The organism is Trebonia kvetii, from assembly GCF_007827045.1.
Classification (GTDB): Bacteria; Actinomycetota; Actinomycetes; order Streptosporangiales; family Streptosporangiaceae; genus Trebonia; species Trebonia kvetii.
The window spans coordinates 325,666-342,659 of the sequence record NZ_RPFW01000008.1; the positions used below are offsets into that span (position 1 = coordinate 325,666).

Below are 16,994 nucleotides of genomic sequence, written 5' to 3' on the forward strand. Positions count from 1 at the left end.
GTGTCTTCACTGGCGAAGGAGGTGGCCGTGAGCACCACTGCTGACACAGAGTTCGGCGACTTCATGCGCGGCCGCTGGCCCGCGATGGTCAGGCTCGCGTACGCGCTGACCGGCGACGCGGGACACGCCGAGGACGTCGCTCAGGCCGCGTTCGCCCGCGCCTACGCGTCGTGGGGCCGGGTCAGGCGGGCAGGCGACCCGGACGCGTACGTGCGGCGCATCCTGATCAACGAGAACCGCAAGCGGTTCCGCAAGCACCGGGTGCCCGAGGACCTGCACGGCGACCTGGCGGGCGCGCTCGCCGGCCACACCGCGCCAGGCCAGCAGGGACCAGAGGAACGGCAAGCGCTGCTCGACGCGCTGAACCGGCTCGGCCCGCGGCAGCGCGCCGTGGTGGTGCTCCGCTACTGGCTCGACCTGTCGGAGGCGGAGACCGCGGCCACGCTGAACTGTTCCGTCGGCACCGTGAAGAGCCAGGCGTCCCGCGCACTCGCCACCCTGCGCAAGGACGCCACCACCGGCGATCAGGACATCGTGGAAGGGGGCAGGCGATGACCGAGCTCAAGGACGACCTGAACCGGGCGCTGCGCTCGGTGACGTTCGGCGATGCGCCGGTGGAGCGGGCGATCCGCGGCGGCCGCAGGCTGCGCAACCGTCGCCGCCTCACCGCGCTTGCGTCCGCCGTCGCGATTGTGGCGGTGGCGGCCGGCTATCCCGCGCTGACGCGCAACGCGGCGTCGCCACCGCCCGTGACGGGCCAGACGCCGTCGCCGTCGCACGCGGCAGCACTGCACCGCGACCCGGCCATCACCAGCAGGCCGGGCACCGACGTCGCCAATAGCGGCGTTATCGCGCGGGGGACGATCGGCGGTGCCCAGTGGTCCGTCGCCATCAGCAGCAGCTTCAGCGCCCATGACCAGGCCTGCTACACCGGCTTCGTCGGGACGGGCACCGGTCCCGCCGCGCGGTCGGCCGGCCAGGTGGTGTCGACGTGCGCGCCAGACCTGGCGTCGCTCGTCGCCTACGCGCCGCACGACCCGGCGGGCATCGTCGGGGCCACCGGCAACGCCAGCGGCAGCACGACCACGTACGACGCCGCACTCGGCGCGGTCGCTCCCGATGTCACCTATCTCGTCCTGCGCTTCACCGACGGCCAGGAGCTCAAGCTGATTCCCGTCACCTATCGAAGCCACCGTTACGTCGCGTGGCTGGCACCTGCCTCGATGTCCGTCGCCAGCCTCTCCGCGCATCTCGGCAGCCCGCGCGCGGACGGCGGGCAGATCATGACCGCGGTCCCGTTCGACGCGCCGGACGGCCTGCCGGTATTCGGGCTGTGGCTCAAGTCGAGTCAGGCCGTGCCGCCGCGGGCGGACGGCGTCATCGGCGGCGGGACGCAAGGCGGCCGCGTCTGGGCGGAGACCGCCTACCAGGGTCCCTGGGGTACCTGCTTCTCCTACACGCCAGGAGACCTCGAGTGCGTGCCGCTCGCCAGGCTCGGCACCACGCAGGTGCTCGGCGGCTGGGGTGGCACCGACGCGTCGCCGGTGTTCGGCTCGGCCGCGCCTGGGGTAGCGGAACTGGCGATCACGCTCTCCGACGGCACCGCCGTCGGGGTGACCCCGGTCGCGCTCGGCAACGAGCGGCTGTTCGCGTTCTGGATCGGCAAGGGCCTGTGGCCGACCGGGTGGGCCGCGTTCGACACCACGGGCAAGCGGATAGGCACCGGCTCGGTGGTCAAGAGGATAGGCAACGGCTCGTCCGCGTCGGGCTCCGCGACGCCGAAGCCGGGTTCATCAAGCGTCGGCTGAGCCCCGCGTTAACATCGCGCGAACCCCCTGTCCGCCCCGCATCCGGCCGGTTAGCCTGGTGCCGGAACCAGGGCCGCGGACGGGGGTTCGGCGATGAGCAGACTGAGTTACGGCTCCGTGCAGCCCGCGGTGGCGCAGACGGACCTGGCCACGGTCGCGCGGTACATGTTCTGGCTGATGTTCCGCAACGTCGCCTCCGACGGCCTGGTCTTCGAGGACCCGGTCAATCCCGGGATCGTGTCCGTACCCGGTTGCGTGCTCGCCTCACCGTCCTGGGAGAACAGCGCAACCCACGTCACGCAGGACTACGTGTACCACTGGACCCGCGACGCGGCGATCGTCGCGCTCGAGCTGGCCTGGGCGTACGCGGCGGGCACGCTGCCCGACAACCAGCCGCTCATCGACTACATCCAGTTCTCCCGCACCTGCCAGCAGTCGGCAGGCGACTTCGACCGCGCCTGCTTCTACATCGACGGCACGCAGCGCCCGTGGACCAACCAGACCGACGGCCCTGCCCTGCAGACCCTGGCGGCGCTCGCCATGTACCGGCAGCTCGACGCGCCCGCCCAGGCGATCGCGGTGCAGCTCATCGACGCGAACCTGAACTTCCTCAGCGCCGCCCACTCCGGGCAGACCTGCAACCTGTGGGAAGAGGAGTACGGCTACTCCTTCTTCGCCCGCTCCGCGCAGCTGCGCTGCTTCCAGGCGGTCGCCGCCAACACCATCGGCCTCACCGTGCCCGGCTGGCTGCCCGGCGCGCTCAGCTGGCTCATCTCCGCGCTCGACAGCCACTGGAATGGCGAGGTGTACCAGTCGGTGCTGCCCGTCCCGTCGGACTACCGCGCTCCCTACGACCCCAACATCGACATCATCCAGGCCGCGATCTACGGCGCCGAGTCGGTGACCGACCCGCGGCTGCTCGCCACCGCGGCCAGCCTCCGCGCCCAGTGGGCCGACCCCGCGTCGAAGTACTACTACCCGGTCAACGGCGCCGACGCGGCGCGCGGACTCGGCCCGATGCTCGGCCGCTACCCGGGCGACGTCTACGACGGCGACACCGACGACCAGGCCGGCGACCACCCGTGGGCGCTGTGCACAGCCAACTTCGCCGAGCTGTACTACCGCCTCGCCGCCAAGATCTCATCATCCAGAACGGTTCCGGCTGACTCGCTCAGCGCCACGTTTCTCTCCCAAGTCGGGGTGACCGCGGCGACGCCACCGCTTGACGCGGCCGCGGCGCTGCGGTCGGCGGGCGACGAGATGCTCCAGGCCATCGTCTACCACAGCGACCACCTGGAGCTGAGCGACGCGGTCACCGGCTTCGAGAAGTCGGTCGCCAACCTGTCCTGGTCCTACGCCGCGTTCCTTTCCGCGGTCCGGGCGAGGACGGCGCCGGCGGCCGTTTAGTCCCGGCGCCCAGGTCAGATGTCGTTGCCGGGCTCGGCGGTGCTAAGCGGGTAGCTGGCCTCGCTCTTCGGCAGCCCCGACGGGCTCACGAACTGCGATCCGCTCGGGCCGGCGGACACGGCCTGGCCGGTGGCGGACCCCTTCAGCAGCTGCGACCAGGTGAGGAACCACACCGTCCACCCGTTGTCCCAGGTACCGGGGCGCGGGCTGCCCTTGATCGTGACCGGGTCGCCGGGCACGGCGAGCTTGTAATAGGTCTCCGCGTTGGCGGGGGAGAGGTTCACGCAGCCGTGGCTGACGTTCTCGAACCCCTGCTGGCCTGTCGACCAGTACGCGTCGTGGTAGTAGTCGCCGCTGAAGGTGAACCGCACCGACCAGGGGACGAGCAGGTCGTAGCCGGGGCCTGTCATCCGCACCGGGTTGGCCTTCTCGATCGTCAGGTAGGAGCCGTTCGGCGTGTCGTCGCCCGTCTTGCCCGTGCTGACCGGCCAGTCGTACTTCTTCTTCCCGTTGACGTAGATCTGCGTGCGGTGCGTCCTGGTCGACGCGACCGCGATCACCGAGTCGCCGATGTTGAACGTCTGCGTCAGCGTGTGGTAGCCGTACAGTCCCGGCGCGGCCTGGACACCGTCGAAGTGCCCGGTGAACGACACCGTGGAGTGCGCCGGCCAGTAGTCGCGCGGCCGGAACTCAAGCGTCTGGGTCCCGTCCCAGTACCACGCGCCGAACACCCGCTTGCTGGTCTTGATCTCGATCGCCCGCTCGACCGCGGCCTTGTTCCGGATCGGGGAGCTGAACGTCAGCATGATCGGCATGCCGACCCCGTAGGTCTGCTGGAACCCCTCGAAGATGTGGGTGCTGAACGTGCCGGTCGGCTGCAGCGTGCGGAACGTGGTTGTCTTGGTTGTCCGCACGCCGTCCTTGCCGACCGCGATGGCCGTCACCGTGTAGGACTGCGCTATGTTCAGCGCCCACGTGCTGTGCCAGGAGGAGCGGTCGGCCGCGAACGTGCCGGTGACCGGGTCGCCGGAGGTGCTGACGGTCACGTGGGCGAGTTGGCCGTTGGGCGAGCTGACCGTGATCCCCTTCGACGGGTCGGCGCCGGCCGCGCTCGCGCCCGGCGTGATCGTCACCGCGGGGCCCGCGGGCGACGGCTTGGCGGAGGGGGAGGCGGTCGCGGTCGCGGTGCCGCCCGTCCCGGTGCTTCCCGACGCCGTGCTGCCAGGCGACTGCGTACTGCCCGGCCGCTCGATGATGGTCGTCGTGCTCCCCGTGCACGCCGTCACGGCCAGCGTCAACGCCGCCCCGGCCGCCAGAGCCGAGATCGTCGACCGGATCGCCCTCATGTCAGCACCATTCCCGCCATCGCACAAACCCGAACAACGACATTTCCCGACTAAGACTATGCATCGGGACGAACCGGCGACGCCCGTCTTCTGTACCGTTTCTAGAACGGTGTCGCGCCCGCGTAGTCGGCGGCGAGCACGGCGGAAACCTCGGAGATCACCGGCTTGTTCGTGGTGCGGATGCCGAGCTCGCGGTTGCGCCGCAGGCTGGAGAACGAGAAGTTTTCCGATCCGAGGTACACCTGCCGGTCGGAAAGGCCGGCGTCGGCCACCACCGCCTTGGCGTGGATGTAGATCACCTTGGTGCTGTTCCGGTACAGACGCACGTGCGCGCCCGCCTTGGTGAGGGCGGTGAACGCGTTGTCCCACGAGCTTTCCCTGGTCATCGTGATCTTCACGCTGACGCCCCGCTTGGCGGCGTTCTCGATCGCGGTGATGATGACCGAGTAGGCCATCTCCTCGTTCTCGATGCTGAGCGTGTGCCTGGCGCCGTCGATGACGGCGAGGATCGCGGCCTGGGAGTTGGTCGGCGACCACACCAGGTCGGCGCCGTCCGGCGGGCTGACCTTGCGGTGTGCGTAGTCGGCGTTGAACGTCGCGACGACCGCGGCGACGTCGGCCCTGCTCGTGTCGAAGACCGCGAAGTCTCTGGTGTCCGCGTAGTCCGCCGAGACCATGTTCAGCGTCATGATCACCGACGTCCTGTTGTCAACGGTGAGAGTCTTCTGGTGGTACGTGGTGCCCGACGGGGCCCACGTCACGTGCACGCCGTGCGCGCGCAGAAAGGTATAGGTCGCGGTGTTCCGTGATCGCTCCAGGTGCGCGTCGAGGATTACCCGGACGTCGACGCCGCGCTTGGCCGCCGCGGCGAGGTCGCCTTCCGCGGTGGAGTCGCGCAGCTCGTACATGGTCAGCTCGATCCACGACCTGGCGCCTTTGATGAGCTTGTAGATCGCGCTCAGCCCGGCCTGCGGCTCCGCGATGACGCGCAGCGCGCCTGACCCGGCGGAGACAGGACCCGCCCCCGGGACGGCGCGCGGGCTGCTCTTGCTGTGACTCTTGCTGTGACTGGGTGAATGCTTCGTCGGGCTGGTATCGAGCTTGACCTTTATCCCTTGGCATCCCGCCATGGCGACCACCATGCCGAGCACCACCGGAACGAGCAAACGGCGCATGGCGGCCTAGCTACCCGCGATGCGCTGCAAAGCACATCAAAGCCGGCAGAAGAATACGGCCCGCGAGTCGCCCGGGAAATGGGCTGGGGGAACGTCGGGTAATGCGCGCTCCGTTATGCCGTGAATACGAATCGTCCGCTCGCGCGTTCGTCACATGAGTCACTCATGTCACACCAAGTTCGCCTGTTCCCGCCAATCACAGGTCGGTAACGGCGCAGACCTCTCGTTGGACTGCCCGAGATGACCGGAAGGTTACTGTGACATATCCCACACGTAAGCAAACGGTTTCGGCATCCCCTTAATCATCTCGTGATCTTCAACATCAGGCCTCTGAGCTGCGACTTTATGGTGATTGGTCAATCACGAAACGATCAAGCGGTGATCATTTACCGAAGCGTGATCTGTCCGTGATTGCGGACCTAAGAATCCGTTTGTTCAAGACAGGCGCCGCTTGCGGATGGTACGCAAGTACGGCACAAGGGAAAGAGCAATGCCGCGTGCATACAACTCAATACGCAGCGTGAAATGAGCCTTTTCTTCCCTGATGGACGAAGAAAAGGCTCGAAGAATGAAAGGAACGAAATGATGGCAAGCCCGACTCTGCACCGATGGTCTGATACCTATGTCCGGGTCCGCGCCGAGCGGCGCGGAGGCGCCTAAGGATGAGGCGCAACTGGCTGGCTAATGCCGCACTCGCCACGGCGGCGATCAGTGTCCCTCTCGGCACAATGGCAGGGACCGCACACGCTGCGACCACGAGCGGTCAGCAGAAAACGGCCGCGCTCACGGCGTCCAAGATCCACAAACTCACGCACAAGAAGCCCTACGTCGGCCGGCACCGCCGGCAGACCTTCGACCAGGTGGCTGCGCACCTGGCGAAGACTCTGGTGGGCGACCCGTACTCCTACGGAGGGACGAGCCCGGGAGGATTCGACTGCTCAGGCCTCACCCAGTACGTCTACCGTCACACCGGCCATGGCAAGCGCATTCCGCGCACCGCTGAGGATCAGTTCCTCGATTTCAAGCGGGTGAGCCACCGTCACGCGAAGCCGGGTGACCTGGTGTTCTTCCATGAGACGAGCGACCCGAACAGCTACGTGTACCACGTGGGCGTCTACGAGGGCGGCCACAACATGGTCGCCGCGACGACCTACGGCGAAGGCGTGCAGTTCCAGTCGTATACCTGGGCGGGTGACACGGTCACCTTCGGCTCCATTACGCAATAACCATCGGGCTCCCGTTCCGCAAGCCGTCGCCTATGCTACGGAGACAATGCGGAACGGGAGCCAGTAAGTGGAATCTGTCCAGGCCGCGGCGGTGTACGGTCAGCCGGCCATCTCGCGCCGGCATGAGGCCGGGGCGGGATCGGCACGGGGCATGCTGTTCACGTTGCTCGGCGAGTTCGTACTTCCCGGGGACGGCACCGCGTGGACGAGCGCGGTCCTCGCCGCATTCGAACGGCTCGGCGTCGCGGAGAAGGCGACGCGCCAGGCGCTGATGCGAACATCCAACGCCGGCTGGCTCAACGCCGAGAAGGTCGGCCGCCGCACCCGCTGGCTGCTCACTCCCGCCGCGACCAGGCTGCTCACCGAGGGCGCGCGTCGCATCTACACGTTCGGCCCCGCGCAGGCGTGGGACGGGCAGTGGGTCCTGGTCCAGGTGCGCATTCCCGAGTCCGACCGGCGCGCCAGGCACGTGGTGCGGACCAGGCTCGCCTGGGAGGGCTACGGCTCGCTCGGTCCCGGCCTGTGGATCAGCCCGCACGCCGACCGGGAGCAGGAGGCGGTCCGGGTGCTGCGCGAGGCGGGAGTGGCCGACGACGCGCACGTGTTCGTGGCCAGGCGCACCGGCCTGTCCGACACCGTGGAGATGGTCGCCGCCGCCTGGGACCTGCCGGAGGTCGAGGTGGAGTACGAGCAGTTCATCGCCGAGTTCCGCGCACCTGGGCAGCCCGCTGACGTGCTGCTGCGCCAGCTGGAGCTGGTGCACGCCTGGCGCAGGTTCCCCGCGCTCGACCCGGCGCTGCCCCGCGAGCTGCTGCCGCCCCGCTGGTCGGGCACCACGGCGGCGGAGCTGTTCGCCGACCGGCACCAGCGGTGGCAGGACGAGGCGCGCCGCGAGTGGAAGCGCCTCAATAGCCAGGAATGACCCGGTCTGCGCGGTCGAACCTGGGCCGATCCCGGGCAAATATGCTACGAACCATTGACGAGCATGCACAACTTCGTAGAACATACAGGCATGGCTAACGTCGAATTCCGGACCAGTCCTGGGCAGTACAAGCACTGGCGGCTCGCGGTCGACGGGCCGGTGGCGACGCTGACCATGGACGTCGACGAGGCCGGCGGCCTGGTGCCCGGGTATGAGCTGAAGCTGAACTCCTACGACCTGGGCGTGGACATCGAGCTGTATGACGCGACCCAGCGGCTGCGGTTCGAGCACCCCGAGGTCAAGGCGGTCATCGTGACCAGCGGCAAGGAGAAGATCTTCTGCGCCGGCGCGAACATCCGGATGCTGGCGGCGTCGGAGCATTCGTGGAAGGTGAACTTCTGCAAGTTCACCAACGAGACCCGCAACGGCATTGAGGACGCGACAGAGAACTCCGGCCAGGTCTACCTGGCCGCGCTGAACGGCACCGCATCGGGCGGCGGTTACGAGCTGGCCCTGGCGTGCGAGCGGATCCTGCTCGTCGACGACCGCTCGTCGGCCGTGTCCCTGCCAGAGCTGCCGCTGCTCGGCGTGCTGCCCGGCACCGGCGGCCTGACCCGCGTGGTGGACAAGCGGCACGTCCGCCGCGACCTCGCCGACTACTTCTCCACCAAGTCGGAGGGAGTCGGCGGTAAGAAGGCGGTCGCCTGGCGGCTGGTGGATGAGGCCGTGCCGCGGGTCCGCTGGGATGAGGTCATAGCAGAACGGGTTCGTGCCCTAGCCGGCTCGTCCACGCGTCTGCCCGGCGGCGGGCCGATCGAGCTGACCCCGCTGGACAAGACCCGTACCGATGACGCGGTGCGCTACCCGCACGTCAGCGCGACGCTCGACCGCGACCGCGCGGTCGCCGAGATCACCGTGACCGGCCCGTCGCAGGACGCGCCGGCGTCGATGGCGGGGGCATACGAGCAGGGCGCCGGCTTCTGGCCGCTCGCGGTGGCCCGCGAGCTTGATGACCTGATCCTTGACCTGCGCACCAACGAGACCACGATCGGCAGCTGGGTCTTCAAGACTGCGGGCGACGCCGCGAAGGTACTCGCCCACGACGAGCTGCTGCTCGCGAACGTCGGCGCCGACTGGCTCGCCAATGAGGTCGTGCTGTACTGGAAGCGGACGCTCAAGCGCCTGGACGTGACCTCCCGGTCGCTCATCGCCCTGGTCGAGCCGGGTTCGTGCTACGCCGGGTCGCTGCTCGAGCTGGCGCTCGCGGCGGACCGTTCGTTCATGCTGTTCGGCGTATTCGAGGACATAGACCCGACAGTGTTTCCAAACACAGGGAACCCCGCGGCCATCACGGTCGGGGCGGCGAACCTGGGACCGCTGCCGATGGGCAACGGGCTGACCCGGCTGCAGACCAGGTTCCTCGGCGACCCGGACGCCCTGACGGCCGTGGAGAAGGCGGCGGGCGAGCCGCTCGAGGCGGAAGAGGCCGAGAAGCTGGGCCTCGTCACCTTCGCCCCTGACGACATCGACTGGGAGGAAGAGGTGCGGATCGCGGTGGAGGAACGCGCGTCGTTCTCACCGGACGCCCTCACCGGCCTGGAGGCCAACTACCGGTTCGCCGGGCCGGAGACCATCGAGACGAAGATCTTCGGGCGGCTGACCGCCTGGCAGAACTGGATTTTCTACCGGCCCAACGCCTCGGGCCCCGACGGCGCGCTGCGCGCCTACGGCACCGGGCGGCGGGCCGATTTCGACCGGAAGCGGGTATAGCTGATGACCAGGCCGGACTACGCGGAGAAGATCCCGAACAACGTCGGGCTCGCCGAGGACCGGCGGCTGCAGCGGGCCCTTGAGTCCTGGCAGCCGGACTTCCTGTCCTGGTGGGAGACGATGGGCCCCACCCTGCCCACCCAGGACGTGTACCTGCGCACGGCGATCGACGTGCGCGGTGAGGGCTGGGCCCAGTTCGGGCACGTGCCGATGATCGACTACCGGTGGGGCATCTTCCTGGCGGACAAGAACCCGGACAGGCAAATCGCGTTCGGCCAGCACAAGGGCGACCCGGCCTGGCAAAAGGTGCCGGGGGAGTACCGGGCAGAGCTGCAGCGCCTGATCGTGATCCAGGGTGACACCGAGCCCGCGTCGGTGGAGCAGCAGCGCAACCTGGGCGCGACCGCCCCGTCGCTGTATGACCTGCGCAACCTGTTCCAGGTGAACGTGGAAGAGGGCCGGCACCTGTGGGCGATGGTCTACCTGCTGCACGCCTACTTCGGCCGCGAAGGCCGCGAAGAAGCGGAGGAGTTGCTGCACCGCAACTCCGGCTCGGCCGACTCCCCCCGGATCCTGGGCGCGTTCAACGAGGAGACCCCGGACTGGCTGTCGTTCTACATGTTCACCTACTTCACCGACCGGGACGGCAAGTACCAGCTCGGCACCCTGAAGGAGTCCGCGTTCGACCCGCTCAGCAGGACGTGCGAGTTCATGCTGAAGGAAGAGGCGCACCACATGATGGTCGGCACCACCGGCGTCGACCGCGTAGTGGAGCGCACCGCGCAGGTGATGCTGGAAAACGACACCGACGAGGTGGCGGCGTTCGGCGCGATCCCGCTGCCGGTCATCCAGAAGTACCTCAACTTCCACTACTCGGTGTCGCTCGACCTGTTCGGCGGGGAGACGTCCACCAACGTCGCCAACTACTACACCGCCGGGCTCAAGGGCCGCTGGCTGGAGGAACGCCGTAAGGACGACCACCAGCTGCGCGACGACGCCATCATGGTCGACGCGCTGGCCGACGGGCAGATCGGCCAGACCGAGGTCGCCGCGCTTGTCGGCCTCAACACCGACCTGCGCCGCGAGTACATCGCGGACTGCGCGGGCGGGGTCAAGCGGTGGAACAGGATCCTGGCCGACGCGGGCCTGCCGCAGCGCCTGTACCTGCCGCACGTCGCGTTCAACCGCAAGGTCGGCGCGTTCGCCGGCATCGAGGCCTCCCCAGCCGGCGAGAAGCTGTCGGCCGATGAGTGGGCGGCGCGTAAGGGGCAATGGCTCCCTACCGACACCGACAAGACATTCGTCCGCTCCCTGATGCAACCGGTCTACGAGCGTGGCAAGATCGCCGCGTGGGTGGCGCCGCCGCGCAACGGAATCAACGGCCAGCCGTTCGACTACGACTACGTCCACCTCGCATAGTTGACGAAGACAGCCGAGCCGGCCGCTCCCGCTGTATGGCAAACGGAGCCCGAACCCCTGGAACGATGCGATGACGCAGTTGTTCAACGCTAGTGAGTACCTGCTCGACCGGCGGATCGCGGCCGGTGACGGCGCCCGGGTCGCGCTGACCGGCCCGGCGGGCGACCTTAGCTACGCCGAGCTGCACGACCGGGTCCGCCGGACCGCGGCCGGCCTGCGCGCCGCCGGCGTCCAGCCGGAACAGCGCATTGTGATGGTCATGGCGGATTCGCCACAGTTTGTGGTCGTTTACCTCGCGGCGATGCGGGTAGGCGCAATTCCAGTGCCAGTCTCGACGATGCTCCGTTCCGACGGAATCGCCGAGCTGCTGCGTGACTCGCGAGCCAGGTTCCTGGCGGTCACCAGCGAGTTTGCCGCCGCCGCGGAGTCGGCCGTGGCGGCGGCGCCCGAACTGGCCGGAGTGCTGGCTGACATCCCGCTTTCCGCCAGCACCCGGCCAGTTCACCTAGTTTCCCCGGGGGGACGACCCCCCCAGACCCCCCCGGTTTATCTGCTGGACGAACTGGCGGGCGCGGCGCCCGACGACTCGGTCTACGACACGAGCGCGGATTCCCCTGCCTTCTGGCTGTATACCTCGGGCACCACCGGCACCCCCAAAGGCGCCATGCACCGGCACGGCTCGGTCGAGGTGGTCTGCGAGACCTACGGCAAGCAGGTGCTCGGCATCCGCCCTGAGGACCGCTGCCTGTCGGCGGCCAAGGCCTTCTTCGCCTACGGCCTCGGCAACTCGGTGCTGTTCCCGATGTCGGTCGGCGCGGCGAGCGTCCTGCTGCCGTCGCCGTCGCGGCCCGACGTGATCGCGGAGACCGCCGCCAAGCACGGCGCGACCCTGTTCTTCGGCGGCCCGACGTTCTTCGCCAACATGCTCCGCGCCGGCCTGGCGCCCGACGCCCTGGGCGGTGTGCGACTCGCCGCGTCCGCGGGCGAGGCGCTGCCCGCCGCGCTGTACCAGCGGTGGACTAGCCACTTCGGCATCGACATTATCGACGGCATCGGCATGACCGAGATGCTGCACATCTTCCTGTCCAACGCCCCCGGTGCCGTCAAGCCCGGGACCACCGGCGTGCCGGTGCCCGGTTACGACCTCAAGCTCGTCGACGAGGACACCGGCGCCGAGGTGCTCGAAGCCGGCCACGCGGGCACGCTGTTCGTGCGCGGCTCTTCCACCGCGACCGGCTACTGGGCTCGCTACGACGCGTCCAGGCTCGTCTACCAGGGCGAGTGGCTGCGCACCGGCGACACGTACGTCCGCGACGCCGACGGGTACTACGAGTGCCTCGGCAGGACCGGCGACATGATCAAGGCGTCGGGCATCTGGGTCTCACCGATGGAGGTCGAGGCGCGGCTGCTGTCCCACCCGGCGGTCGCCCAGGCCGTCGTCGTGGCCGCGCGCGACGCCGACAGCCTGGAGAAGCCGGTCGCCTACGTGGTGCTCGCGCCGGGCGCCGCGGTCACCGAGGCGGAGCTCATCGAGCACTGCCGCGAGGCGCTCCCGTCGTTCAAGCGGCCGCGCGCCGTCGTGTTCACCGACGGTTTCCCGACCACGGCCACCGGAAAGATCCGCCGCGTGGAACTGCGGACCATGGCCGCGAACGTGCTCCGGCCTGGTTCACCCCCCGCCTCCGGTCTCGCCTCCCCAACCCCGACCCCGACAGCGGCCGAGGCACCCTGATGCTCGACGGGTTGCCGCTCATCGACGTGCACCTGCACACCGCGAGCAAGCCCACGCTCAAGCTGCCGTGGGAGACCTGGGTGCAGGGCTTCCCCGTCCGTGACCTGATGGACCGGCTGTACGACGCGGACGGCACCGTGATCCCCGCGGTCTTCGATGACTATCTCGTGTCGGAGGGCGTGGACACCGGACTGCTCATGTGCGAGTACTCGCCCAAGGTCACCGGCACCCAGGCGATCGAGGACATGCTGCCCATCGCCGCGGCGGCGCCCGAGCGCATCAAGATCATCGGTAACGTCAACCCGCACCTGCACTACCCGGTCGACGAGGAGGTCCGCCGCCAGCTCACCCTCGGCGCGGTCGCACTCAAGATCCACCCGGTGCACGCGGGTGTCGCCGCCAACGACCGCATGCTCTACCCCGCCTACGAGGCCTGCCAGGCCGCGGGCATCCCGGTGGTCGTGCACTGCGGCACCTCCACGTTCCCCGGCGCCGCCAACACCTACGGCGACCCGGTGGTACTCGACGACGTGCTCCGCGACTTCCGGTCGCTCACCCTGGTGCTCGCGCACGGCGGGCGCGGCTGGTGGTACGACGCGGCCGCCTTCCTCGCCCTGTCGAACGACCGGGTCTGGATCGAGCTGTCCGGCCTGCCGCCTGCCCGGCTGCGCGACTACTACGCCAGGCAGAACTGGAACCGCCTCACCAAGCGGATGATCTTCGGCACCGACTGGCCGGGCATCCCGGGCATCGCCGCCAACGCCCGGGCCGTGGCCAGGCTGATGCCCGACGACGACACCGTGGCCGCCGTCCTCGCGGGCAACGCGAGCCGCGTCTACAACCTCAAGGCCGCCGCGTGACGCTGGCTGGCCGTTCGGCAAGATGGTGGATAGTTCTCCACACTCCAATGTGCCGAACTATCCACTGTCTTCGGGATGGGGGCACAAGCACGTCATGAACCGCTCCGTTGGGATCATTGGCGCGGGCACGATGGGGGCGGGAATCGCCCAGGTGGCCGCGGTGGCCGGACACCGGGTGCTGATCGCCGACGCGATGCCGGGCGCCGCGGACCGCGCCGTCGCGGGCATCCGCGACCGGGTCAAGGCGCAGGTCGCCAAGGGCCGGCTCAGCGTCGACCCGGACGAGCTCGATCTCACCGCCGCGGACTCCGCCGACGCCCTCTCCGGGTGCGGCATCGTCATCGAGGCGATCGTCGAGGACCTGGCCGCCAAGCGTGCGCTTTTCGCCGAACTTGAGACGGTCGTCGACGCCGACGCGATCCTCGCGTCCAACACCTCGTCGCTGTCGCCCACCGCGCTCGCCGCGGGCCTCACCCACCCCGGGCGCCTGGTCGGCCTGCACTTCTTCAATCCGGTCCCGGCCATGAAGCTGGTCGAGGTCATCTCCGGGCTTGCCACCGATCCCAAAGTCGCGGACGCCGCCGCGGAGCTGGCCGCTGCCTGGGGCAAGACCGTGGTCAGGTCCACAGCGACCCCGGGTTTCATCGTCAACAGGATCGCCCGCCCGTACTACGCGGAGGCGTGGCGCATCCACGAGGAGCGGGCAACCGTTCCGGAGGCTATCGACGCGGTACTGACGGGGGCCGGCGGCTTCCGCATGGGGCCGTTCGCGCTGATGGACCTGATCGGGCACGACGTCAACGAGGCGGTGACCAGGTCGGTCTGGTCCGCGTTCGGGCACGACCCGCGGTTCGCGCCGAGCCTGGCGCAGCGCGCCCTCGTCGAGGCCGGCTGGTTTGGCCGCAAGTCGGGCCGCGGCGTCTACCCGGGCGACGGGGCGCCCGCCCCGTCGCCAGCGCCGCCGGCGCCCGCGCCGCGGGCCGTCACCGAGCACCCCGCGTTCGACGCCGCCGGCGGGCCGGTGCCGTCGCCGCTGCGCCCGCTGCTCGACCGGGCGGCCGGCGTCGCGGCGCCGCCTGGACTGCGGGACGACACCGGGGCGGGCCTGCCCGGCGGCCTCGTCGAACTGCCATCAGGCGCCTTCCTGGCGATCTGCGAGGGAACGGCCGCGACCGCTCTGTCGGCCGCGTTCGGCCGGTCCGTCATCGTCGCCGACCGCGTCCTTGACCCTGCGGCTGCCACCGCGATCGCCATTGCCGCCTCCGATGGCTGCCCGGAGCAGAGCCTCGCGGAGGCGACCGGGCTGCTTCAGGCGGCCGGTCTCGACGTGTACGTCATCGAGGACACGCCAGGCCTGATCGTGACCCGCACCGTCGCGATGCTCGGCAACCTCGCCTTCGACGCCCTCGCCTGCGGCGTCGCAAGCGAGCCGGACATCGACGCCGCGATGCGGCTCGGCGTCAACTACCCGCTCGGCCCGCTCGCCTGGGCCCGGCAGTGGGGCGCGGGCACCGTCCTGCGCGTGCTTGACAGCCTGGAGAACTGGTACCGCGACGGTCACTACCGCGCAAGCCCGCTGCTGCGCCGCGCCGCGCTCAGCCATCGCATCACGGCAGCCCCCGCCGCGAACTCCGCTCCCGCCTCGCAGGCCACGCCCGCCCCACGGGGCACTCCCGCCACGGACGCCCGATGACCCGCATCACGGTCCGCGACGAGGGCGAGGTCCGCTGGGTCGGACTCAACCGCCCGGAGAAACGCAACGCCATCGACATGGCGACCGCCGACGAGCTCATCGCGGCCCTGGACCAGGCCCGTAAGACCCCCTGCATCCTCATCGTCCACTCCGTCACCCCCGGCATGTTCGCCGCGGGCGCCGACATCGCCGAGCTGCGCGACCGTGACGCCGACGCCGCGCTGCTCGCCATCAACGCCGGCGTGTTCGAGAAGCTCGAGGCGCACCGCTGGCCCACCATCGCCGTGGTCGACGGCCCGGCGCTGGGCGGCGGCTGCGAGCTCGCCCTCGCCTGTGACTTCCGCATCGCCTCGCACAACGCCTACTTCGGCCAGCCGGAGCTGTCGCTCGGCATCCTGGCCGGCGCCGGCGGCAACTGGCGGCTCGCCCAGACCGCCGGCCAGCAGGTCGCCCGCCGCATGCTCTACGCCGGCGCCCGCCTGTCCGGCGCGGAAGCCCTCGCGGCGGGCCTCGCCGATGAGGTGGCCGACGACCCGGACGAGGCGGCCAGAGCCCTGGCCGTCAAGATCACCCGTCAGTCCTGGCGCGCACTCGAGCTCACCAAGCTCGCCCTGCGCTCACACCGCCCCGCCACCACCACCTTCGACATGGCAGCCCAGGCCCTCCTCTTCGAGAGCCAGGACAAGCACGACCGCATGACCGCCTTCCTCAATCGCCGCCGCACCTAGCCGGCCCCCGTGGCAGCCGGAATCCCCGCGCAGCCAGTATCCCGGCCGCACCCCCTGCCCACCGCGGATCACCCCGCCCGGCCCGAGCTCCGCCACGCCGCCGGTCGCCCGAACTCATCCTCACCCGTTCCGCCACTCCCAGAAACCCCGCAGGTCACCTGCGCTTCCACGCCTCGAACATGATCACGGAACTTCCGATTACAACGGAACTTTTCTACCCAGATCGGGTAGAAAGTTCCGTCAGGATAAGAAGTTCCGTGATCATGCGTCCGGTATGGCCGATTGGTGCGGTTTTCCGGAGTCCGGGTCACCTCCGGGCGGGCGTTCCAGGCCTGAGGCCGGCCTCAGGACCCGACCGCGCCCGCGGGTCCGGGCGTGGGGGACGGCAGGTCGAGCAGGCTGGACTCGACCGCGACCGGCGCGCCGGTGATCGCGGCCAGATTCAGCGCGTCGCTTGGCCTGGCATCCACGATGGCGCCGCCGCGCAGCATGACCTCGGCGTAGAAGATGCCGTCCCGTGCACCGGTTATCCGCACCGAACGAACGGCAGAACCCGCCGCGGCCACCAGCGCCGCCATGAACTGGTACGTCATCGGGCGCGGGAACTCGATTCCCTGCAGGCTGAAGCCGAGCGCTGACGCCTCGGCGTCACCGACGCCGATTCGCAGCCGGCGCGCGTCGTCGCCCGACGCGGTGAGCTCAACGAAGAACCGCTCTCGCCGGCCCGGCCGGTCCTCGGTTCCCCTGACCACTCCGGTGATCGTCACCGGGACCATTTCCGCCATACCCGACGTGCCTTTCCGCATGCCCGGCCCAAGACATCAAGCGTAGCCGGGAACGGCCGTCAAAGCCTCAGGAGGACGGCTTGGCCCGGCAACCGGAAACGCCGGATCCGCGTCTCAACTACC

General features: G+C 69.4%; 14 protein-coding genes. 11 read left to right on the forward strand and 3 right to left on the reverse strand.

The features are described from left to right. Positions 1–27: 27 nt before the first annotated feature. The 3 genes from EAS64_RS36195 to EAS64_RS36205 all read left to right on the forward strand — a co-directional run bounded on the left by EAS64_RS36195 (position 28) and on the right by EAS64_RS36205 (position 3,215). Positions 28–555, forward strand: a complete 528-nt coding sequence (locus EAS64_RS36195) for a SigE family RNA polymerase sigma factor (protein ID WP_246116029.1) — start codon at positions 28–30, stop codon at positions 553–555. Beyond that, the gene (locus EAS64_RS36200; protein WP_145860544.1) at positions 552–1,808 is read left to right on the forward strand and encodes a hypothetical protein; all 1,257 of its coding nucleotides are present in this window, start codon (positions 552–554) and stop codon (positions 1,806–1,808) included. Before EAS64_RS36195 ends, EAS64_RS36200 begins: the two co-directional genes overlap by 4 nt. Positions 1,809–1,901: 93 nt before the next feature. Next, positions 1,902–3,215 (forward strand): glycoside hydrolase family 15 protein, encoded by a 1,314-nt coding sequence (locus EAS64_RS36205; RefSeq protein ID WP_145860546.1) that lies wholly within the window; start codon positions 1,902–1,904, stop codon positions 3,213–3,215. A 14-nt stretch (positions 3,216–3,229) separates the two neighbouring features. On the opposite strand, the gene EAS64_RS36210 is transcribed toward EAS64_RS36205, so the two are convergent. Both EAS64_RS36210 and EAS64_RS36215 read right to left on the reverse strand, forming a co-directional pair. After that, positions 3,230–4,561, reverse strand: coding sequence for a L,D-transpeptidase (locus EAS64_RS36210; protein WP_145860548.1), 1,332 nt, complete (start codon positions 4,559–4,561; stop codon positions 3,230–3,232). Positions 4,562–4,662: 101 nt separating this feature from the next. Next, positions 4,663–5,736 carry a phospholipase D-like domain-containing protein gene (locus EAS64_RS36215; RefSeq protein WP_145860550.1) on the reverse strand — a complete coding sequence of 358 codons (1,074 nt, stop codon included), beginning with the start codon at positions 5,734–5,736 and terminating at the stop codon, positions 4,663–4,665. Between the two features lie 728 nt (positions 5,737–6,464). On the opposite strand from EAS64_RS36215, the gene EAS64_RS36220 reads away from it, so the two are divergent. The 8 genes from EAS64_RS36220 (at position 6,465) to EAS64_RS36255 (ending at position 16,086) form a co-directional block, all read left to right on the forward strand. Continuing rightward, the gene (locus tag EAS64_RS36220; protein WP_187366430.1) at positions 6,465–6,962 is read left to right on the forward strand and encodes a C40 family peptidase; all 498 of its coding nucleotides are present in this window, start codon (positions 6,465–6,467) and stop codon (positions 6,960–6,962) included. A 67-nt stretch (positions 6,963–7,029) separates the two neighbouring features. Next, complete coding sequence (locus tag EAS64_RS36225; RefSeq protein ID WP_222849860.1) at positions 7,030–7,884, forward strand: PaaX family transcriptional regulator; 855 nt, start codon at positions 7,030–7,032, stop codon at positions 7,882–7,884. Between the two features lie 90 nt (positions 7,885–7,974). Next, complete coding sequence (gene boxC, locus EAS64_RS36230) at positions 7,975–9,654, forward strand: 2,3-epoxybenzoyl-CoA dihydrolase (RefSeq protein ID WP_145860554.1); 1,680 nt, start codon at positions 7,975–7,977, stop codon at positions 9,652–9,654. 3 nt (positions 9,655–9,657) lie between these two features. Beyond that, positions 9,658–11,073 (forward strand): benzoyl-CoA 2,3-epoxidase subunit BoxB, encoded by a 1,416-nt coding sequence (gene boxB / locus EAS64_RS36235; protein WP_145860555.1) that lies wholly within the window; start codon positions 9,658–9,660, stop codon positions 11,071–11,073. 70 nt (positions 11,074–11,143) lie between these two features. Beyond that, positions 11,144–12,805: a benzoate-CoA ligase family protein gene (locus EAS64_RS36240; RefSeq protein WP_145860556.1), complete on the forward strand. Its 1,662-nt coding sequence runs from the start codon at positions 11,144–11,146 to the stop codon at positions 12,803–12,805. Continuing rightward, a complete protein-coding gene (locus tag EAS64_RS36245) occupies positions 12,805–13,665 on the forward strand; it encodes an amidohydrolase family protein (protein ID WP_145860558.1) in 861 nt (286 codons plus the stop codon). Before EAS64_RS36240 ends, EAS64_RS36245 begins: the two co-directional genes overlap by 1 nt. 94 nt (positions 13,666–13,759) lie before the next feature. Continuing rightward, on the forward strand, positions 13,760–15,358 hold the full coding sequence (locus EAS64_RS36250; RefSeq protein WP_145860560.1) for a 3-hydroxyacyl-CoA dehydrogenase: 1,599 nt from the start codon (positions 13,760–13,762) through the stop codon (positions 15,356–15,358). Then, the gene (locus EAS64_RS36255) at positions 15,355–16,086 is read left to right on the forward strand and encodes an enoyl-CoA hydratase/isomerase family protein (RefSeq protein ID WP_145860562.1); all 732 of its coding nucleotides are present in this window, start codon (positions 15,355–15,357) and stop codon (positions 16,084–16,086) included. Before EAS64_RS36250 ends, EAS64_RS36255 begins: the two co-directional genes overlap by 4 nt. A gap of 344 nt (positions 16,087–16,430) precedes the next feature. On the opposite strand, the gene EAS64_RS36260 is transcribed toward EAS64_RS36255, so the two are convergent. After that, positions 16,431–16,871, reverse strand: a complete 441-nt coding sequence (locus EAS64_RS36260; RefSeq protein ID WP_187366431.1) for a bifunctional nuclease family protein — start codon at positions 16,869–16,871, stop codon at positions 16,431–16,433. Between the last annotated feature and the right edge of the window lie 123 nt (positions 16,872–16,994).